This window comes from Agromyces sp. ISL-38 (assembly GCF_018613935.1).
GTDB lineage: Bacteria > Actinomycetota > Actinomycetes > Actinomycetales > Microbacteriaceae > Agromyces.
Genome location: NZ_JAGGPF010000013.1, coordinates 1 through 19801, shown reverse-complemented (window position 1 = coordinate 19801; position 19801 = coordinate 1). Strand labels below are relative to the sequence as shown.

The window sequence follows — 19801 nt, the reverse complement described above, 5'->3', positions numbered from 1 at the left end:
ACCTGCGCTGCCACGAGCGGCGGGGAAACACCCACAGGAAGAAGAGGCAGAGACATGAAACGCATGAGAATCGCACTCGTCGCGGCCGCCGCGGTGTCGGCGCTCGCGCTCGCCGGTTGCGCTGGAGGCGGCAACGACGCGGCTGAGGAGCCGACGGCCGAGCCGGCGCCCACGTTCGAGGCCGGCACGACCATGGCGAAGCTCGCCGAGGCGGGCAAGGTCACGATCGGCACGAAGTTCGATCAGCCCCTGTTCGGCCTCATGGGCCCGTCGGGCGTGCCCGAGGGCTTCGACGTGGAGATCGCGAAGATCATCGCCAGCGAACTCGGCATCGACGAAGAGAACATCGAGTGGGTCGAGACCGTCTCGGCGAACCGCGAGCCGTTCATTGAGAACGGCCAGGTCGACTTCGTCGTGGCGACGTACACCATCAACGACAAGCGCAAGGAAGTCATCTCCTTCGCCGGTCCGTACTACATGGCCGGTCAGTCGATCCTGGTGCTCGCCGACAACGACGACATCAAGAGCGAAGACGACCTCGTCGGCCAGCCGGTGTGCTCGGTGACGGGCTCGACTCCCGCCGCGAAGCTCGCGGAGATCGGCGCAGAGCCGGTGCTCACCGACACGTACACGAACTGCCTCGAGCCGCTGCGCAGCGGTCAGGTGGTCGCCGTGTCGACTGACAACGTCATCCTCGCGGGCCTTGCAGCCCAGAACGAGGGCGAGTTCAAGGTCGTCGGAGAGCCGTTCACCGAGGAGCCCTACGGCATCGGCCTCGCCAAGGACGACACCGAGTTCCGTGACTGGATCAACGACGTGCTCGAGGAAGCCTACGAAGACGGTCGTTACGAAGAGGCGTGGAACTCCACGGCCGGCACGGTGCTGCCGTACGTGGAACCGCCGGCAGTCGACCGCTACTGATCGGCTTGCGGCCCGGGCCATCTCGGCCCGGGCCGCATCCCACCCACATCTGACAGGAAACGGAGACTCGTGGACGCGGTCATCGAGAATCTGCCGACGTACTGGCGCGGCTTCAGCATGACGTTGCTGCTGCTCGGGGTGAGCGGCATCTCGGCGCTCGTGATCGGCACGATCATCGCCGCCATGCGTATCTCGCCGGTTGCGTCGCTGCGGGCGTTCGCCACGGTCTATACCGAGCTCGTGCGGAATACCCCGCTCACGCTCGTGCTGCTCTTCTGCGCGATCATCCTGCCGTACCTCGGCTCCAGGCTCGAGTACCAGGTCGCCGCGATGATCGGGCTCTCCGTGTACACCTCGCCGTTCGTCGCAGAGGCACTCCGATCGGGCATCAACGGAGTGCCGGTCGGCCAGGCCGAAGCGGCGCGCAGTGTCGGGCTCGGGTTCGGCCAGACCGTTGGCATGATCGTGCTTCCGCAGGCGTTCCGCATGACGATCCCGCCGCTCATCAACGTCTTCATCGCCCTCACGAAGAACACGTCGGTCGCCGGCGGCTTCTTCGTCTTCGAGCTGTTCGCGGCAGGCCGCGAGCTCGCAAACGCGAACGGTGACGCCGTCATCGCCATCCTCCTCGGCGTCGCGACGCTCTATCTCGTGATAACCGTCCCGCTCGGCGTGATCGCCGGGCAACTCGAGCGCAAGTGGGTGGTGCAGCGATGAGCGGCCCGAGTGTCCTGTTCGATGTGCCGGGTCCCAAGGCCCGTCGCACCTCATTGATCTCCTCGATCGTCGCAGGGCTGCTGATCCTCGCCGGACTCGGCTGGATCGCGCTCACGCTCGCCGCCCCGCGGCAAAGCGGCGGGATCACGCTACCGGGGTTCTTCGACCCGACTCGATGGAACATCTTCGCCGACCCCCAGGTGTGGTCGTTCATCGTCTTCCAGGGTGTCGTCGGCACGCTCAGCGCGGCGCTCACGGCGTCGGTCTTCGCGCTCATCCTCGGCGTTGTCCTGTCTCTGCTGCGCAGCTCGGAGACCGCGTGGATCCGAGTGCCGATCGCCGTCGTGCTCGAGTTCGTACGCGGCATGCCGGTGCTGCTCATGATGCTCTTCATCCTGCTGGTACTGAACACCGGGGCATTCTGGGCCGTCGTTGCGGCCCTCTCGCTCTACAACGGAGCGCTCATCGGTGAGGCGCTTCGCGCCGGACTCGCTTCGCTGCCACGAGGGCAACGCGAAGCCGGTCTCAGCCTCGGCATGCGCCCGCTTCAGTCCAAGATGCTCGTCGAGTTCCCGCAGGCGTTCCGACAGATGTTGCCGATCATCGTCGCGCAACTGGTCGTGCTGTTGAAGGACACCTCGCTCGGCTTCATCGTCGGGTACACCGAGTTGCTGCGCGTGGACATGAACAACCTCGGGAGCTTCTACGGCAACCGATACCTGTTCTCCCTGTTCGTGATCACGCTCGCGCTGTACCTCACCATGAACCTTTCGCTGTCGTGGTTCGCGCGCTGGCTCTCGAAGCGCACCGCGTCCAAGTCGAGCGGCAAGCGACTCGATCCAACCGATCCCGGCCAGGCGATGCTCGAGGCGGCTGCCGCGGCGCGGCAGTCGGCGGCACCCTGACGCGACTCCGCCGGTCTTGGCCGAGCGGGGCCTGCGGCACGGAACTCCCGACCCCGCCCGCTAGACTCGTTCTTCGTGTCCGAGCCCCTCGAAATCACCGAGCACTCCGCCGAATCGGCCGTCGATGCCGCCCTCCAGGCGATCGCGTCGGCCGGCGATTCCGCCGCGCTGAAGTCTGTCCGCACCGAGCACGCCGGGGAGAAGTCGACCCTCGCGCGCCTGAACGCCGAGCTCCGCAACGTGCCGAACGACCAGAAGGCCGCACTCGGCAAGCTCGTCGGCGGTGCGCGCGGGCGAGTGAACCAGGCATTCGCCGCGCGTGAGGCCGAGATCGTCGAGGCCGAGGCGGCCGCGCAGCTCGAGGCCGAGGCGGTGGATGTCACGGCGTTGCCGTCGCGGTACACGCCCGGCGCGCGGCATCCGCTCTCCCTCTTGCAAGACCGCGTGTGCGACGTGTTCACCGGCATGGGCTGGGAGATCGCCGAAGGCCCAGAGGTCGAGAGCGAGTGGTTCAACTTCGACGCGCTGAACTTCGACGCCGACCACCCGGCGCGCGCGATGCAGGACACCTTCTTCGTGGACCCCCCCGAGGCGCACCTCGTGCTGCGCACCCACACGAGCCCCGTGCAGATCCGCTCGATGCTCGAACGAGAGCTGCCGCTCTACGTGCTCGCGCCGGGTCGTGTGTATCGCACCGACGAATTCGACGCGACCCACTTGCCCGTGTTCATGCAGTTCGAGGGCGTCGCGGTCGACAAGGGCCTCACCATGGCCCACCTGAAGGGCACGCTCGACCACTTCGTGAAGGCGATCTTCGGCGACGAGGCGAAGATCCGCCTGCGGCCGAGCTTCTTCCCGTTCACCGAGCCCTCGGCCGAGCTCGACTTCTGGCACCCGACCTTCAAGGGCGGCGCGCGCTGGATCGAGTGGGGCGGCTGCGGCATGATGCACCCGAACGTGCTGAAGGCCGCCGGCATCGACCCAGAGGTCTACACCGGGTTCGCCTTCGGCATGGGCATCGAACGCGGCCTGATGCTCCGCAACGACGTGCAGGATATGCGCGAAATGGTCGAGGGAGACATCCGTTTCTCCCAGCAGTTCGGAATGGTGGTCTAAAGCATGCGAGTGCCGCTCAGCTGGCTCGCGGAGTACGTCGAACTCGTGCCGGGCACGACGCCCGAAGACGTGCATGCCGCCCTCGTGAAGGTGGGCCTCGAAGAGGAGGACGTGCACACGTTCGAGCTCGAGGGCCCGATCGTCGTCGGCGAGGTGCTCGAGTTCGTCGAGGAGCCGCAATCCAACGGCAAGACCATCCGCTGGTGCCAGGTGCGCGTGGCGCCCGAGGGCGAGACGGCCGCCGACGGCGGCGACGCGGTGCACGGCGTCGTGTGCGGCGCCCGCAACTTCTTCCCCGGCGACAAGGTCGTCGTGACGCTGCCGGGCGCAGTGCTGCCCGGCCCGTTCCCGATTGCCGCGCGCACGACGTACGGGCACGTGTCCGACGGCATGATCGCCTCGGCCCGCGAGCTCGGTCTCGGCGACGACCACGAGGGCATACTCCGGCTCTCGACGCTCGGCATCGACGCGCCCGTCGGTACCGACGCCATCGCGCTGCTCGGGCTCGACGACGCCGCCGTCGAGATCAACGTCACGCCCGATCGCGGCTACGCGTTCTCGATCCGCGGCGTCGCGCGCGAGTATGCGCACGCCACGGGTGCGCGGTTCCGGGACCCCGTCGAGCAGGTCACGGCGACGGATGCCGCGGCCGACGGCTTCCCGGTCGTCATCGACGATGACGCGCCGATCCGCGGCAGGGCCGGCTCCGCGGTGTTCGCGACGCGCATCGTTCGCGGCGTCGACCCCGCACGCCCGACGCCGGCATGGATGGTCGCGCGGCTGAAGCTCGCCGGCATCCGCTCGCTCTCGCTCCTCGTCGACATCACGAACTACGTGATGCTCGAGTTCGGCCAGCCGATCCACGGCTACGACCTCGACGCGCTGCGCGGCGGAATCCGGGTGCGTCGCGCCCTGCCGGGCGAGAAGCTCACGACGCTCGACGGCAAGGAGCGCACGCTCCACATCGAGGACCTCGTCGTCACCGACGACCGCGGCCCGATCGGCCTCGGCGGCGTCATGGGCGGCGGCGAGACCGAGATGGGCGAGTCGACGCACAACGTGCTCATCGAGGCGGCGAATTGGGATCCCGTCTCGATCGCCCGCACAGCCCGGCGGCACAAGCTTCCGAGCGAGGCCGCGAAGCGGTACGAGCGCGGCGTGGACCCCGAGATTCCGCCCGCTGCGGTGTCGCGAGTCGCCCAGCTCATGGTCGACCTCGCCGGCGGCACCGCCGACCTCGGCGGTTCCCTCATCAGCGAGGTCGCCGCGCGCGAGGCGATCACGCTGCCGAGGGGCTTCGTCTCCGAGCTCATCGGGGTGGAGTACACCGACCAGGAGGTGCACGACGCACTCGCCGAGGTCGGCGGCATCATCACGGCGACCGACGACGGATTCGAGGTCGTGCCGCCGTCATGGCGACCCGACCTCACCGGGAAGGCCGAACTCGCCGAGGAGGTCGCCCGGCTCGCGGGGTACCACCGCATCCCGTCGGTGCTTCCCGTCGCGCCCCCCGGTCGCGGACTCACGCGTTCGCAGCGCCTGCGCCGCCGGGTCGCCGACGCGCTCGCGTCGGCCGGTTCCACCGAGGTGCTCGCCTTCCCGTTCGCGACCGAGCACGAGAACGCCACCTACAGCAGCGCCGACGGTGGGCCCGTGGCATCCGTTCGCCTGGCGAATGCGCTCGACGCGGGAGCACCCCTCATGCGCCGCTCGCTGCTGCCCGGACTCATCGGGGCGGCCCGGCGCAACCTCTCGCGCGGCCTCACCGACCTCTCGCTCTTCGAGCTCGGGCTCGTCTTCCTGCCCGAGCCGGGCCGGGAGTACGGCTCCGCCGAGTTACCCGTCGGCAACGCGAAGCCGAGCGACGATGAGCTCGACGCCCTGCAGGCCGGCATCCCGGCGCAGCCGCGCCACGTGGGCGTACTGCTCCTCGGCGATGCCGTGGCCAAGCAGCCCGGCCAGCCCGCCGTTCCCGCGGGCATCGTCGACGCACTCGACGCCGTGCGGCAGATCGCGCTCGCCACCGGCGCCGAGATCGAGGTCGTGCAGGGATCGCACCAGGCGCTGCACCCGGGCCGCACCGCCGAATTGCGCGTCGCAGGCCGCAACGTGGGCTACGCGGGGGAGCTGCTGCCGGCACTCGCTGCGGCGGCCGACCTGCCTCGCGTGGTGGCGGTCGTCGAGCTCGATCTCGACGCGGTCATCGAACTCACGGAGCCCGGCCTCGAGGCCCACCAGATCGGCACCTTCCCGGCCGCGACGCAAGACCTGTCGCTCGTCGTCGGGCTCGAGGTGCCGGCCGCGGCCCTGGCCGACGCCGTCCGCGAGGGCGCTGGTGAGCTGCTCGAAGACCTGCGGCTCGTCGACGACTATCGCGGACCTGGTGTTCCCGAGGGGTCGAAGAGCCTCACCTTCGCGCTGCGCTTCCGGGCGCCCGACCGCACGCTGACGGCGGCCGAGGCGAGCGATGCGAAGCTCGCGGGTGCCGCCCTCGCCGCCGAGCGCGCGGGCGCGGCGATCCGGGAGTAGTGCCGGCAGCCACACGCCGGCCAGCTGCCAGTCGTTACCCGCCGAAGCGCGCGACGAGCCGGTCGAACGCGGCATCCAGCTGCGGGTCGACGACTGGCCTCGAGGCGTCGGCATCGTGCCACTCGATGATCTCGCGCGCACCCTGCCAGAACGGGGTAGTCGCGCGATACTCGGGCACGAGCGACTTCACCTTGCTGTTGTCGAAGATTACCGAGTGCGCCTTGTCGCCGAGCAGGCCGGGCCCGTGCTCGGGCAACTCGCGGGCGATCGACTCGCTCGCGATGTGCACGACCTGGGCGGTCGTGCCGGCTGCGTGGGCGAGCAGATCGGTGATCTGGTTCCAGGTCAGCACCTCGTCGGACGTGATGTGGAACGCTTCGCCGATCGCCCGATCGTTGCCGAGCAGTCCGACGAAGGCGACGGCGAAGTCCCGCGTGTGCGTCATGGTCCAGAGGCTCGTGCCGTCGCCCTGCACGACGACCGGTGCACCACGACGCATCCGCTCGATCGCCGTCCACCCGCCGAGGAGTGGAACGCTCGTGCCGTCGTAGGTGTGCGACGGGCGGATGATCGTCGCCGGGAACCCGCGTTCGCGGTAGGCCGCGACGAGAAGGTCTTCGCTCGCGATCTTGTCGCGCGAGTACTGCCAGTAGGGGTTGCGCAGCGGCGTCGACTCGGTGATGGGCAACCGCGAGACGGGCTTCTGGTAGGCGGATGCCGACGAGATGTACACGTACTGACGGCAGCGCCCCTCGAACAGCTCGAGGTCGCGTGCGACCTGGGCGGGTGAGAACGACCGGAAGTTCGCGACCACGTCGCAGGTCTCGTCGCCGATCGCAGCGGCGACGGATGCCGCATCGCCGGCATCCCCGACGAGGTGCCGTACGCCGTCGATCCGCGGGCGAAGCGTGCTCCGCCCGCGGTTCAGGAGGGTGAGCTCGTGCCCGCGCTCGACGGCGAGCGCACTCGATGCGGAACTGATGATGCCGTTGCCGCCGATGAACAGCACACGCAGAGCCATGGATCCTCCTCGAACGACGATGGTGGGCGCTCATCCGAGCCTATGCCTGCGGCATCCGCCGCCGTTCGCTCAGGTGATGTGGAGGGGCGTCGGGAGAACCCCCGGTTTTGCGAAGCTGCTCAACGGCCGATAAGGTCGCTCCATGTCCACCGCTCGGTTCGCCACTGCCGCACGCGCTTCGCGTGCCGCACTCGTGCGCAGCCGACGCCGGGGCGAGCGCCGAATCTCGGCGACCCCTGCTGCGGTCTAGACCGTCTGCCGCGGGCGTCGCCGGATCATCCCTCGACCGCTCAGACCCTAAGGTGGATTCATGACGTACTCCGTCGCTGTTTCCGGCGCGTCCGGCTATGCCGGAGGAGAAATCCTGCGCCTCATCGCCGATCATCCCGAGTTCGAGGTGCGCACGGTCACCGCGCACTCGAACGCCGGACAACCCCTCGTATCGGTGCAGCCGCACTTGCGCACGTACACGCACCTCACGCTGCAGGAGACGACCGCCGAGACACTCGCCGGCCACGACGTCGTCTTCCTCGCACTGCCGCACGGCACGTCCGGAGGCATCGCCGCGCAACTATCGCCCGAGACGCTCGTCATCGACTGCGGCGCCGACCATCGCCTCGAGAGCGAGGCGGCGTGGGCCGAGTTCTACGGCGGCGACTTCCATCCCGCGTGGGCGTACGGCGTGCCCGAACTGCCGCGGATGCACGGCACCCAGCGCGACCGGCTCACCAAGACGCGCCGCATCGCCGCACCCGGCTGCAACGCGTCGACCGTCGCGCTCTCGCTCGCACCCGGCATCCGTGCGGGCGTCATCGAAGACCGCGACCTCGTCTCGGTGCTCGCCGTCGGCCCCTCGGGCGCAGGCAAGAGCCTCAAGGCGCACCTGCTCGGCAGCGAGATCCTCGGTTCGGCGAACCCCTACTCCGTGGGCGGTGTGCACCGGCACATCCCCGAGATCACCCAGGCGCTGCGCTGGGCGGGCGCGGCTGCACCGACGATCTCGTTCACCCCGGTCATCGTGCCGATGTCGCGGGGCATCCTCGCGACGTCGACGGCGCGCATCGTGCCCGGCACGGATGCCGCTACGGTTCGCGCCGCCTGGGAAGACGCCTATGCGGGCGAGCGCTTCGTGCAGCTCCTGCCGGCCGGGCAGTTCCCGCGCACCGCCGACGTGCTCGGTGCGAACACAGCGCTGCTCGGCCTCGCGATCGATGAGGCGGCCGGCCGGGTCGTGGTCGTCGCCGCGGTCGACAACCTCGTGAAGGGCACTGCCGGCGCCGCCCTCCAGTCCGCGAACATCGCGCTCGGCCTCGTCGAGTCCACCGGATTGCCCGTGAACGGAGTCGCCCCGTGACCGTCACCACTCCCGCCGGATTCGAGGCGGCCGGCATCGCCGCCGGCATCAAACGCTCGGGCGCGCTCGACCTCGCGTTGATCGTGAACCGCGGCCCCTCGCAAGCGGCGGCCGCGGTCTTCACGTCGAACCGCGCGAAGGCGAACCCGATCCTCTGGTCGGAGCAGGTGATCGACGACGGGCAGGTCTCGGCGATCGTGCTGAACTCGGGCGGCGCGAACTGCTTCACCGGCCCCGAGGGATTCCAGGTGACCCACCGCACTGCCGAGGCCGCGGCATCCGCCCTCGCCATCGCCGCCGGCGACGTGCTCGTCTGCTCGACGGGGCTCATCGGCGACCAGCTCGACGGCGAGGTGGTCGAAGAGGGTGTGCTCTCAGCAGCCGCCCGCCTCTCGGCGACCGGCGGCGACGATGCGGCGAGGGCGATCATGACCACGGACTCCGTGCCGAAGACGATCGCGATCGAGGGCGACGGATGGCGCATCGGCGGCATCGCGAAGGGCGCCGGCATGCTCGCTCCGGGGCTCGCCACGATGCTCGTCGTGCTCACGACCGATGCCGCTCTTGCGGCCACCGACCTCGATGCCGCGCTGCGCGCCGCGACGAGGGTCACGTTCGACCGCCTCGACTCAGACGGCTGCATGTCGACGAACGACCAGGTCACCCTCATGGCCTCGGGTGCATCGGGTGTCGCTCCTTCACTCGAGGCGTTCACGGCCGCGCTCACCGACGCATGCGCGTCACTCGCGCTGCAACTGCAGTCGGATGCCGAGGGCGCGAGCCACGACATCGCGATCGAGGTGCGCGGCGCCGTGACCGAAGACGACGCCGTCGAGGTGGGCCGTTCCGTCGCGCGCAACAACCTCTTCAAGGCCGCGATCTTCGGCAACGACCCGAACTGGGGCCGTGTGCTCGCCGCGATCGGCACCACCACAGCGCCCTTCGACCCGTATCTCGTCGACGTCTCGATGAACGGGGTCCGCGTGTGCCACGCTGGCCGCCCCGACGCGCCGCGCGAGCAGGTCGACCTCACACCACGAGCCACACACGTGCTCATCGAGCTGCATGCCGGTGAGGCATCCGCCACCATTCGCACGAACGATCTCACGCACGACTACGTGCACGAGAACAGCGCGTACGCGAGTTGAGCATGAACGGGAACGACGTGACCCAGATCGAGGCCGCCGAGCATATCGGCACGGCTCAGGCCACCGCGGCCGACAAGGCCCAAGTGCTCATCGACTCGCTGCCGTGGCTCAAGCGCTTCCACGGCGAGACGATCGTGGTGAAGTTCGGCGGCAACGCGATGGTCAGCCCCGAGCTGCAGCGTGCCTTCGCGGAAGACATGGTCTACCTGCGGTACGCGGGCATCAAGCCCGTCGTCGTGCACGGCGGCGGGCCCCAGATCTCCGCCATGCTCGCGCGGCTCGGCATCGAGAGCGAGTTCCGCGGCGGCTACCGGGTGACCACGCCCGAGACCATGGACGTGGTTCGGATGGTGCTCTCGGGCCAGGTGAACCGCGAGCTCGTCTCGCTCATCAACGAGCACGGGCCGCTCGCCTCGGGTCTCTCGGGAGAAGACGCCGGTCTCTTCACCGGTCGCCGCCGCGGTGCGGTCGTCGACGGCGAAGAAGTCGACCTCGGACTCGTCGGCGACGTGATCTCCGTCGATCCTGCTGCGGTGCTCGCCGACCTCGCAGCGGGCCGCATCCCCGTCGTATCCTCGATCGCGCCCGACGGTGACGTGCCCGGCCAGTCCCTCAACGTGAACGCCGACTCGGCCGCAGCCGCACTCGCGGCGGCGCTCGGCGCGGCCAAGCTCGTGATCCTCACGGACGTCGCGGGGCTCTACCGTGATTGGCCGAATCGCGAATCGCTCGTGTCGGTCATCGAGGTGCCCGAGCTCGAAACGATGCTGCCGGGTCTCGAATCCGGCATGATCCCGAAGATGCGCGCCTGCCTCGACGCCGTCGAGGGCGGGGTCGCGAAGGCGGCGATCATCGACGGCCGGATCCCGCACTCGATCCTGCTCGAGGTGTTCACGCAATCCGGCATCGGAACGGAGGTCGTGCCCGCATGAGCGGCTGGCAGGACCGATTCGACCGGCGCCTCATGCGCTCGATGGCCATGCCGCTCGCGAAGCTCGAGCGCGGGCAAGGGTCTCGCGTGTGGGACGACACGGGCAAGGAGTACCTCGACTTCCTCGCCGGCATCGCCGTCAACGCGCTCGGCCACGCGCATCCCGTGTTCATCGAGGCGGTGTCGGCGCAAGCCGCGAAGCTCGCCCACGTGTCGAACTACTTCACCACCGAGCCTGCGCTCGAGCTCGCCGAGCGAATCACCCGCCTCGCCGGGGCCGGCGACCACGGACGCGTGTGGTTCGGCAACTCCGGCGCCGAAGCCAATGAGGCGGCGTTCAAGCTCGCCCGCCTCAACAACTCCGGTGGCGCACGCACCCGCGTGCTCTCCCTCATCGACGGCTTCCACGGACGCACCATGGGCTCGCTCGCACTCACCGGCAAGGCGCACATGCGCGACGCCTTCGAGCCGTTGCCCGGCGGCGTCGAGCACATCCCCGCGACCATCGCGGCGCTCGAGGCGAACATCGACGATGCGGTCGCTGCCCTCTTCGTCGAGCCGATCCAGGGCGAAGCCGGCGTCGTGGAGCTGCCCGACGGCTTCCTGGAGACCGCGCGCGAGCTCACGCATCGGCACGGCGCGCTGCTCATCGTCGACGAGATCCAGACCGGCGCAGGGCGCACCGGCGAGTGGTTCGCCTTCCAGCACGCCGGCATCACGCCCGACGCGATCACCGTCGCGAAGGGTATCGGCGGTGGCTTCCCGATCGGCGGACTCGTCACGTTCGGGCACGCGTCCTCCCTCTACTCGAAGGGCCAGCACGGTTCGACCTTCGGCGGCAACCCGCTCGCGACCGCGGTCGCGAACGCGGTGCTCGGCGAGATCGAACGCGCCGGCCTGCTCGAGAACGCGACGCGACGCGGCCGGCAGATCGGCGAGCGGGTCGCGGCGCTCGAATCTCCACTCGTCGCCGGCGTGCGCGGCCGCGGCCTCCTCATCGGCATCGCGCTCACGGAGCCCGTCGCCGCGGCAGTCGTCTCCGAGGCGATGCGCGGCGGCCTCATCGTGAACGCGGCGAACGACTCCACCATCCGGATGGCGCCGCCGCTCATCATCGACGACGACGACATCGACGAGTTCGCCGCTCGTCTCGGCCACGCGCTCGACGCCGTCGCCGTATCCCTCTGACCTCGACCCCGATCCCCGAACGGAACCGCATGACCCGCCACCTCCTCCGCGACGATGACATCTCCCCGGCCGAACAGGCCGAGATCCTCGATCTCGCGGCACGACTGAAGCAGGACCGCTGGGCGGAGCAGCCGCTCGCCGGCCCGCAGACGGTCGCCGTGATCTTCGACAAGTCGTCCACCCGCACCCGGGTGTCGTTCGCGGTCGGCATCGCCGATCTCGGCGGCTCGCCGCTCATCATCTCGACGGCGAACAGCCAGCTCGGCGGCAAGGAGACGCCGTCCGACACGGCGCGCGTGCTCGAGCGACTCGTCTCCGCGATCGTCTGGCGCACGTACGGCCAAGCGGGGCTCGAGGAGATGGCGGCCGGCACCACGGTGCCCGTCGTCAACGCGCTCTCCGACGACTTCCACCCGTGCCAGCTGCTCGCCGACCTGCTCACCATCCGTGAGCACAAGGGCCGGCTCGCGGGGCTCACAGTGACGTTCCTCGGCGACGGTGCGAGCAACATGGCGCAGTCCTACGTGCTGGCCGGTGCGACCGCCGGCATGCACGTGCGGATCGCATCGCCTGACGAGTTCGTGCCCGCGGCATCCGTCGTGGCCGACGGTGACCGCATCGCCGAGTCGACCGGCGGTTCGGTCGCCCTCTTCAGCGACGCCGCCGAGGCGGTTGCCGGAGCCGACGTCGTCGTCACCGACACGTGGGTCTCGATGGGCAAGGAAGACGAGAAGGCGCACCGGGTCGCGACGTTCGGCGCCTACGGCGTCGACCGGGAGCTCATGTCACTCGCGGCATCCGACGCCGTGTTCATGCACTGCCTGCCCGCGGACCGCGGCTACGAGGTGGCCGCCGACGTCATCGACGGACCACAGTCGATCATCTGGGACGAAGCGGAGAACCGCCTGCACGCGCAGAAGGCGCTGCTCGTGTGGCTGCTCGAGCGGAAGGACGCCTGATGTCGGATCAGCACGGAACGAACGAGGGATCCCTCTGGGGCGCCCGCTTCACCTCGGGACCGTCGCCCGAGCTCGCGGCGCTGTCGAAGTCGACGCACTTCGACTGGCAGCTCGCCGCATACGACATCGCCGGCTCGCGCGCCCACGCCCGGGCGCTCGCGGCGGCCGGGTATCTCACCGAGACGGAGCTCGACGAGATGCTTTCCGGCCTCGATCGCCTGGCCGAGCAGATCGACTCGGGTGAGCTCACCGCTGCCGCGAGCGACGAAGACGTGCACGGCGCACTCGAAGCGGCGCTCATCGGCATCGTCGGGCCCGAGCTCGGCGGCAAGCTCCGCGCCGGCCGCAGCCGCAACGACCAGATCGCCACGCTCGTGCGCCTCTACCTGCGCGACCATGCCACGGTCATCGGCCAGCAGCTCGTGCACCTCATCGATGCGCTCGCGGCCCAGGCCGATACGCATCGCGCCGCCGTCATGCCGGGTCGCACCCACCTCCAGCATGCCCAGCCCGTGCTGCTCGCCCACCACCTGCTCGCGCACGGCTGGGCGCTCTCGCGCGACCTCGAGCGCATCGTCGACTGGGGCCGGCGTGCGGATGTCTCGCCCTACGGCGGGGGAGCGCTCGCGGGCTCGACGCTCGGGCTCGATGCGGCTTCTGTCGCCCACGACCTCGGCTTCGCCGCGCCCGCCGAGAACTCGCTCGACGGCACCGCGAGCCGCGATGTCGTCGCCGAGTTCGCGTTCGTCACGGCCATGATCGGCATCGACCTCTCGCGCATCGCCGAGGAGATCATCCTCTGGAACACGCGGGAGTTCGGCTTCGTCACCCTCGACGACGGCTACTCCACCGGATCGTCGATCATGCCGCAGAAGAAGAATCCCGACATCGCCGAGCTCGCCCGCGGCAAGTCGGGCAGGCTCATCGGCAACCTCACGGGCCTGCTCGCCACGCTGAAGGCGCTGCCGCTCGCCTACAACCGCGACCTCCAGGAAGACAAGGAGCCCGTCTTCGACTCCGTCGAGACGCTCGAGGTGCTGCTGCCCGCGTTCACGGGCATGATCGCCACGCTCACGTTCCACACCGAGCGCATGGCCGAGCTCGCTCCCGCGGGGTTCTCACTGGCGACGGATGTCGCGGAGTGGTTGGTGAAGCGCCGCGTGCCGTTCCGCGACGCGCACGAGATCACCGGCGCCCTCGTGCGCTACGCCGAGCAGCACTCGCTCGAGCTCGACGCCGTCGACGACGATGCGCTCGCCGCGATATCGCCCCACCTCACACCCGACGTACGCGCGGTGCTCACGGTCGAGGGTTCGGTTGCGAGCCGCGACGGCATCGGCGGCACGGCGCCCGTGCGTGTGGCCGAGCAGTTCGCGCGCCTCGCCGACCGGGTGCGCCACCTCGTGGCCGGGCTCCCCGAGGAGCGCCCCTGACCGCCACATCGGGCCCCGAGCTCGTCGACGCGGGCCGGGAGTTCTTCGCACGCGACGCGCTCGACCTCGCCCCCCTGCTCCTCGGGGCGGTGCTAGAGCACGACACCGACGAGGGCCGCGTCGCCGTGCGGCTCTCGGAGGTCGAGGCGTACCGCGGCGGTGACGATCCCGGTTCCCATGCCTTCCGAGGCAAGACCCCTCGGAACGCGGTGATGTTCGGCGAAGCCGGCCACCTCTACGCGTATTTCAGCTACGGCATGCACGTGTGCCTGAACATCGTGGCGGGGCATCCGGGAGCCTCGGCCGCCGTGCTGCTGCGAGGCGGCACCGTGGTCGAGGGGCTCGAGCTGGCCCGATTGCGGCGAACGGGGGCATCCGATCGCGACCTCGCTCGCGGGCCGGCACGACTGTCGCTCACGCTCGGTGTGCCGCTCTCGGCCACCGGGGCAGACCTGCTCTCACCGCCCTTCTCGGTGCGAGTGCCGGTCGCACCGTTGCCGTTCGAGAGCGGACCGCGCACGGGCGTCAGCGGCGCCGGCGGGGGAGCCGCCTTCCCGTGGCGGTTCTGGCTCGTCGGCGAATCGGGTGTCTCGCCGTACCGGCGGCACCGGCTCGCCGCGGAGTAGCGGAGTAGCCGGCCTACGCACTCCGGGCCTGCACCGTTGCGGAACCAGAGCGGCTGCGCCACGCTGCTCTCATGCGCAACTCAGACAGCCGCGACGGGCTCACCGCGCAGGCGATCGCAGGCAACCACGTGGTGCTGCTCGGCTTCAACATGGAGCGCTCCGACATCCGTATTGAGAAGGTGCTCGGTTTCGCCGTGCGCCGCACGCGACACTCCGATGGCGACGTGCGATGGATGACGGGCCTGAAGACGTTCGCGAGCGTCGAGCCGAACCCGCCGCCGGGTGTGGGCCGCTCGTCGCGGCAGCATCCGTTCCAGTCGTTCCAGTGGGCCGACTACTCGGTCAGCCCGAACGAGCACTACACGTATCGCGTCTCGGCGATGACGGGCACTCCCGGAGCGCTCGTGCCCGGTGCCACGGTGGATCTCGAGGTCACCACTGAACCGGTCGACCTCGGCCGCCACGCGGTCTTCTTCAACCGGGGCTCCATCGCATCGCAGGAGTACGCTCGACGGTTCCAGAACCGGCCGCCCGATGAGGTCGGCCAGGCCGCGTTCGACTGGCTCTCTCGCGGCCTCATCGAGGGACTCGAGGCGTTCATCGGCCAAGCGGGCCCGGGTGATGTGTTGCACGGCGCGATCTTCGAGTTCAAGAACACGCGCGTGTTCGCCGCGCTTGCTGCGGCCCGTGCGCGCGGTGCGACGGTGAAGGTGCTCTACGACGGCGACACTCAGAAGGCCGGCAATGAAGCGGCCCTCGTCGGAAGCGGTCTCGCCGGCGTCGTCGCGGCGCGGGAGAGGTCGGGGCGTTTCGCCCACAACAAGTTCTTCGTCCTGAGTCGCGCGGGTGCCCCGGCTGAAGTGTGGACGGGCTCGACCAACCTGTCGCAGAACGGCATCTTCGGCCACTCCAACAACGCCCACCTCGTGCGCGACCCCGCGGTGGCGGCGACATTCGCCGGCTACTGGGCCCTGCTCGAACGTGACGTCACCCGCAAGCCGACCGCGATCGACGCCACAGCGATGACCCCGGCACCCGTACCCGTCGGCGCGACGGACACCACCGTGGTCTTCTCGCCCCGCACCGATCTCGCGGCACTCGACTGGTATGCCGAGCTCGCCGGCGATGCGTCGCGTGCACTCTTCATGACCTTCGCCTTCGGCATGGACGACCGATTCGTGGACGTGTACGACAGCACCGATGACGTGCTGCGCTTCGCACTCATGGAGAAGAAGGGGAACGGGTCGACCTTCGCGCAGCAGGCGGCCACGATCGACCGCATCCGTCGCCGCCCGAACACCACCGTCTCCGTGGGCGCACGAGTGGAGATCAACACCTTCGACCGGTGGCTCGCCGAGACCGACCGCGCCACTGCGGAAGCGCACGTGCTGTACATCCACACGAAGTACATGCTCATCGACCCGCTGGGCGCCGACCCCATCGTGGTCGTGGGGTCGGCGAACTTCTCGAAGGCCTCCACCGACACCAACGATGAGAACATGCTGGTCATTCGCGGCAACTCCGCCGTCGCCGACGTCTACCTGGGCGAGTACATGCGGTTGTTCTCGCACTATGCGTTCCGCGAGTCGCTCAAGTTCAGCGGTGCCACCACCCCTGCCGAGGCCCTCCGTCGCAAGCACCTCGTCGAGACCACGGCGTGGGCGGATGCCGGGTACTTCCGCTCCGGCACCGACCGGTTCCTGCGTCGACGCTACTTCGCCGGGTTGTAGCGGCTGGTGGGCGTCGCTGACTCCCTCGCCAGCACGGGATCAGCGGATCGCGAGATGCACGACGAGCGCTGCGGCGCTCGCCCAGATGAGGCTGGCGAACGTGCCGATGATGAAGCGCTCACGCGCCTCGGGAGCCTCGAGCTCGGTGAATCGGCCGACGCCCTTCACCGCCACGACGATGGCGAGTGCTTCGGGGAAGCCGGCGACGATGGCGCCGGCCGTGGCGATGCGCTCCAGCACGCCGATCGTCAGCCCGCCGCGGAGCACCTCACGGCGCTTCGTCGAGGTGATTCCCTGGCGTTCCTCACTCGCGGAGGGCTTCTCGGCGACGATGATGCCGCCGTGCAGTCCGGGATCGACCGTGCCGCCCATTGCGAGGTCGAGCGCGGTCGCTGCGGCCGGGCTGCCGCCGAACACGGCGATCGTCAGGCCCAGGATGGTGATGAGCGGTGCGAGCCCGAACTGCGCCGGCGCGCTCGCGGTTGCTGCTGCGAGAAGGGCGATGCCGAGGGTGCCGGCCGCGAACCACACGTACGCGCGACGCGGCCGCAGGTAGGCGAGCACCGAGAACGCCGTCGCCGCGGCAAGCGCGAGCAGCAGTGCCGACCAGGTCATGACGTCGGCGAGGACGACGAGGTTCACGCAACTCCTTCCGAACCCGGGACCGTGCGGCCCGAGGCCTTCGAGCAGCATAGCGAGGCCGTCGACTCGGCCGCTTCGTCACTCGGGGGGAGTGTGCGTGGCCTCGCCGTCGAGCTCCTGCAGCAGTCGGACGAGCGGAGGCACAGCCTCCTGTTCCGCTCGCCACATCGCCGCCTTCAGGCGTGCGCTGACCGCGGCCGGGCTGATGTCGAGCATGGCGGCGGCCTCCTTCTGCTGTCGGCCGGACCTGACGAGCTCGACGATCTCCCAGCCGGGCTCCGTCCTGCGCTCGCGAAGCAGTACGAGGAGCCGAACGAGCGGTTCGACGTCGGCCACGGTGACGCGGGTGGTGAGCGGTGCTGCTCGCAACGCGAATCGCCCATCGGCTCGCTTGGCGGCGCCCACGGCGTCGCGGGCGGCGATGAATGCGCTGCCGCTCGCCTTGCGTGCCGCGTCGGGCACCGGATAGCGGATGTCGCCGACGCCGAGCCCGACGCTCCAGCGCCCGGTGCGCGTGGTGTCGAGCACGATCGCGAGTGCGGTCTCCGCTGAACGGGTCACGAGTTGCACCTCATCACCGGCGGTCTGGTCGACCGGGAGCATGAGTCCGTTGCCGAACTTCTCGGTGAGGTCGGCGACAAGTGCGCCGGTGCGATCCGGTTCGCGGCGGCTCCCGACCTGGTCGGCGGTGATGACGAACATCGGTTCTCCTCTGCTGAAGGCCAGAGCATTGAGGTGACGTAGTGAAACTTGCAACCTAACGCTTCAGGTGATCAAGGCTACATCTTTATGCAAACCAACTCAATGCTGAGGGCTATATCCAATCCGAGCCAATCGCGCTGATAATCTGTCGGGGTGTCAGACCCTGTGATCCTCGCTTCCCAAGAGAACGACTCCTCGTTCGACGATGTCTGGGAGGAGCTCGTATGGCGCGGTCATGTGCACGTGTCGACAGACCCGGCCGCGCTGAAGGAGCTGCTCGCGGGGGAGCCCATCACGTACTACTGCGGATTCGATCCGACCGCGCCGAGCCTGCACCTCGGCAATCTCGTGCAGCTCATCGTCATGCGCCGGCTCCAACTCGCCGGCCACCGGCCGCTCGGCCTCGTCGGCGGCTCGACCGGGCTGATCGGCGATCCGCGGCCGACCGCCGAGCGCACGCTCAACACACGTGAGACCGTCGCCGAATGGGTCGGCTACCTGCAGGGCCAGGTGAGCCGGTTCCTCTCGGGCGAAGGCGAGAACGCAGTGCGGCTCGTGAACAACCTCGACTGGACCGCGGGCCTGTCCGCGATCGACTTCCTGCGCGAGATCGGCAAGCACTTCCGCGTCGGCACGATGCTGAAGAAAGATGCAGTCGCCTCTCGGCTCAACTCCGAGGCGGGCATCAGTTACACCGAGTTCAGCTACCAGATCCTTCAGGGCTTCGACTACCTCGAGCTCCACCGCCTCTACGGCTGCGTGCTGCAGACAGGCGGCAGTGACCAATGGGGCAACCTCACGAGCGGCACCGACCTCATCCACAAGGTCGAGGGGGCGAGCGTGCACGCCATCGGCACCCCGCTCGTCACGAACGCCGACGGAACGAAGTTCGGCAAGAGTGAGGGAAATGCCATCTGGCTGGATGCCGCGATGTGCAGTCCCTACGCCTTCTACCAGTTCTGGCTCAACACCGATGATGCCGACGTCATCGACCGGCTGAAGGTCTTCACCTTCCTCAGCCGAGCTGAGATCGAACGGCTCGCCGAGATGGTCGAGCGTGAGGCATTCAAGCGCGAGGCGCAGCGGGTGCTCGCCTCCGAGGTCACGACACTCGTGCACGGGGCGGATGCCACGGCCGCCGTCATCGCCGCATCGCAAGCGCTGTTCGGGCAGGGCGATCTCGCGGCCCTCGATCCGGGCACCCTCGAAGCTGCTCTTCGCGAGTTGCCGAACACCACGACATCACCCGATGCGCCCATCGTCCAGCTCCTCGTCGACACAGGTCTCGTCTCGAGCCAGAGCGAGGGCCGGCGGGCGATCGCCCAAGGCGGCGTCTCGCTCGACAACGTGCGCGTCAACGACGAGACGGCCACGCTCGAAGGGCGCGTCTCGCGGGGCGGCATGGCGGTGCTGCGCAGGGGCAAGAAGACGCTTGCGGGCGTCTTCGTGGAGTAGGCGCGACCACCCGGAATGGGCGGTCCAAGCGCGACACGCCCGGGATGTGGGCCTGAGTTGCAGGCACCCCCGATTCCACGTAATGTAATCACTCGTTGCCCCAAAGGAACGAAAGAGCGACAGGGTCCATGAAGACCTTGGCTCATCGGCCTCAAGCGGGAACATTCCAAGCCTCGAAGAGAGAAATCTCCGGAGCTTGATGCATTCGGACGCGTCCCTCGGGATGACCGGATGAGATGAACGAAACTGCCTCGGAAGAGGCGCCGAGATCGGCGCTGAACCGGGTGCGTCCGTTTCTTGAGAACTCAACAGCGTGCACTATGTTCAATGCCAAATAACCTCGGGCATCAACTTTGGTTGGTGTTTGGGATTTCTTTGAGATTGATGGATTGTCAGTGATTGACAGTTCTTTGGTCAGGTCAAA

The 19801-nt window shown here is 68.9% G+C and carries 18 protein-coding genes; 14 read left to right on the top strand and 4 right to left on the bottom strand.

Annotated features, from left to right (window positions below; all coding sequences use genetic code 11):
* Positions 1–54: 54 nt before the first annotated feature.
* The 5 genes from J7E25_RS15170 to pheT all read left to right on the top strand — a co-directional run bounded on the left by J7E25_RS15170 (position 55) and on the right by pheT (position 6188).
* Positions 55–921, top strand: a complete 867-nt coding sequence (locus J7E25_RS15170; RefSeq protein ID WP_214871006.1) for a glutamate ABC transporter substrate-binding protein — start codon at positions 55–57, stop codon at positions 919–921.
* Positions 922–990: 69 nt separating this feature from the next.
* Positions 991–1638, top strand: coding sequence for an amino acid ABC transporter permease (locus J7E25_RS15165; RefSeq protein ID WP_214871005.1), 648 nt, complete (start codon positions 991–993; stop codon positions 1636–1638).
* Complete coding sequence (locus J7E25_RS15160) at positions 1635–2543, top strand: amino acid ABC transporter permease (RefSeq protein WP_214871004.1); 909 nt, start codon at positions 1635–1637, stop codon at positions 2541–2543. The genes J7E25_RS15165 and J7E25_RS15160 overlap by 4 nt, the downstream gene beginning before the upstream one ends.
* A gap of 75 nt (positions 2544–2618) precedes the next feature.
* Complete coding sequence (gene pheS / locus J7E25_RS15155) at positions 2619–3659, top strand: phenylalanine--tRNA ligase subunit alpha (RefSeq protein WP_214871003.1); 1041 nt, start codon at positions 2619–2621, stop codon at positions 3657–3659.
* Positions 3660–3662: 3 nt separating this feature from the next.
* On the top strand, positions 3663–6188 hold the full coding sequence (pheT, locus tag J7E25_RS15150) for a phenylalanine--tRNA ligase subunit beta (RefSeq protein WP_214871002.1): 2526 nt from the start codon (positions 3663–3665) through the stop codon (positions 6186–6188).
* A gap of 34 nt (positions 6189–6222) precedes the next feature.
* Here pheT and J7E25_RS15145 read toward each other — a convergent pair whose 3' ends face one another.
* Entirely contained in the window at positions 6223–7209 is a 987-nt protein-coding gene (locus J7E25_RS15145) for an NAD-dependent epimerase/dehydratase family protein (protein WP_214871001.1), read from the bottom strand.
* A 310-nt stretch (positions 7210–7519) separates the two neighbouring features.
* On the opposite strand from J7E25_RS15145, the gene argC reads away from it, so the two are divergent.
* From argC to J7E25_RS15105, 8 genes are all read left to right on the top strand, one after another.
* Entirely contained in the window at positions 7520–8563 is a 1044-nt protein-coding gene (gene argC / locus J7E25_RS15140) for an N-acetyl-gamma-glutamyl-phosphate reductase (protein ID WP_214871000.1), read from the top strand.
* Positions 8560–9711, top strand: coding sequence for a bifunctional glutamate N-acetyltransferase/amino-acid acetyltransferase ArgJ (gene argJ, locus J7E25_RS15135; protein WP_214870999.1), 1152 nt, complete (start codon positions 8560–8562; stop codon positions 9709–9711). The genes argC and argJ overlap by 4 nt, the downstream gene beginning before the upstream one ends.
* Positions 9712–9713: 2 nt before the next feature.
* A complete protein-coding gene (gene argB / locus J7E25_RS15130) occupies positions 9714–10643 on the top strand; it encodes an acetylglutamate kinase (protein WP_214870998.1) in 930 nt (309 codons plus the stop codon).
* Entirely contained in the window at positions 10640–11830 is a 1191-nt protein-coding gene (locus J7E25_RS15125) for an acetylornithine transaminase (RefSeq protein WP_214870997.1), read from the top strand. Before argB ends, J7E25_RS15125 begins: the two co-directional genes overlap by 4 nt.
* A 29-nt stretch (positions 11831–11859) precedes the next feature.
* Entirely contained in the window at positions 11860–12789 is a 930-nt protein-coding gene (gene argF / locus J7E25_RS15120) for an ornithine carbamoyltransferase (RefSeq protein WP_214870996.1), read from the top strand.
* Positions 12789–14222 (top strand): argininosuccinate lyase, encoded by a 1434-nt coding sequence (gene argH, locus J7E25_RS15115; RefSeq protein WP_214870995.1) that lies wholly within the window; start codon positions 12789–12791, stop codon positions 14220–14222. Before argF ends, argH begins: the two co-directional genes overlap by 1 nt.
* Positions 14219–14848, top strand: a complete 630-nt coding sequence (locus tag J7E25_RS15110) for a DNA-3-methyladenine glycosylase (protein WP_214871135.1) — start codon at positions 14219–14221, stop codon at positions 14846–14848. Before argH ends, J7E25_RS15110 begins: the two co-directional genes overlap by 4 nt.
* A gap of 71 nt (positions 14849–14919) precedes the next feature.
* Positions 14920–16578: a phospholipase D-like domain-containing protein gene (locus J7E25_RS15105; RefSeq protein WP_214870994.1), complete on the top strand. Its 1659-nt coding sequence runs from the start codon at positions 14920–14922 to the stop codon at positions 16576–16578.
* 39 nt (positions 16579–16617) lie between these two features.
* Here the strand turns inward: J7E25_RS15105 and J7E25_RS15100 are convergent, their stop codons facing one another.
* Together J7E25_RS15100 and J7E25_RS15095 are read right to left on the bottom strand one after the other, a co-directional pair.
* Positions 16618–17220 (bottom strand): hypothetical protein, encoded by a 603-nt coding sequence (locus J7E25_RS15100; protein ID WP_214870993.1) that lies wholly within the window; start codon positions 17218–17220, stop codon positions 16618–16620.
* Positions 17221–17298: 78 nt separating this feature from the next.
* The gene (locus J7E25_RS15095; RefSeq protein WP_214870992.1) at positions 17299–17922 is read right to left on the bottom strand and encodes a DNA-binding protein; all 624 of its coding nucleotides are present in this window, start codon (positions 17920–17922) and stop codon (positions 17299–17301) included.
* A 153-nt stretch (positions 17923–18075) separates the two neighbouring features.
* On the opposite strand from J7E25_RS15095, the gene tyrS reads away from it, so the two are divergent.
* Positions 18076–19377 carry a tyrosine--tRNA ligase gene (gene tyrS / locus J7E25_RS15090; RefSeq protein WP_214870991.1) on the top strand — a complete coding sequence of 434 codons (1302 nt, stop codon included), beginning with the start codon at positions 18076–18078 and terminating at the stop codon, positions 19375–19377.
* A 151-nt stretch (positions 19378–19528) separates the two neighbouring features.
* Here the strand turns inward: tyrS and J7E25_RS15085 are convergent.
* Positions 19529–19801 (bottom strand): hypothetical protein (locus tag J7E25_RS15085; protein WP_214870990.1); only part of this gene is annotated, 273 nt, incomplete at its 5' end.

Bases quoted from the DNA above. Each gene is read 5' to 3' on its own strand.
- J7E25_RS15170 (WP_214871006.1), top strand. From the start codon at position 55: ATGAAACGCATGAGAATCGCACTCGTCGCGGCCGCCGCGGTGTCGGCG.
- J7E25_RS15095 (WP_214870992.1), bottom strand. From the start codon at position 17,922: ATGTTCGTCATCACCGCCGACCAGGTCGGGAGCCGCCGCGAACCGGAT.
- pheT (WP_214871002.1), top strand. From the start codon at position 3,663: ATGCGAGTGCCGCTCAGCTGGCTCGCGGAGTACGTCGAACTCGTGCCG.
- J7E25_RS15145 (WP_214871001.1), bottom strand. From the start codon at position 7,209: ATGGCTCTGCGTGTGCTGTTCATCGGCGGCAACGGCATCATCAGTTCC.
- J7E25_RS15160 (WP_214871004.1), top strand. From the start codon at position 1,635: ATGAGCGGCCCGAGTGTCCTGTTCGATGTGCCGGGTCCCAAGGCCCGT.
- argB (WP_214870998.1), top strand. From the start codon at position 9,714: ATGAACGGGAACGACGTGACCCAGATCGAGGCCGCCGAGCATATCGGC.
- J7E25_RS15125 (WP_214870997.1), top strand. From the start codon at position 10,640: ATGAGCGGCTGGCAGGACCGATTCGACCGGCGCCTCATGCGCTCGATG.
- J7E25_RS15105 (WP_214870994.1), top strand. From the start codon at position 14,920: ATGCGCAACTCAGACAGCCGCGACGGGCTCACCGCGCAGGCGATCGCA.
- argC (WP_214871000.1), top strand. From the start codon at position 7,520: ATGACGTACTCCGTCGCTGTTTCCGGCGCGTCCGGCTATGCCGGAGGA.
- argF (WP_214870996.1), top strand. From the start codon at position 11,860: ATGACCCGCCACCTCCTCCGCGACGATGACATCTCCCCGGCCGAACAG.
- argH (WP_214870995.1), top strand. From the start codon at position 12,789: ATGTCGGATCAGCACGGAACGAACGAGGGATCCCTCTGGGGCGCCCGC.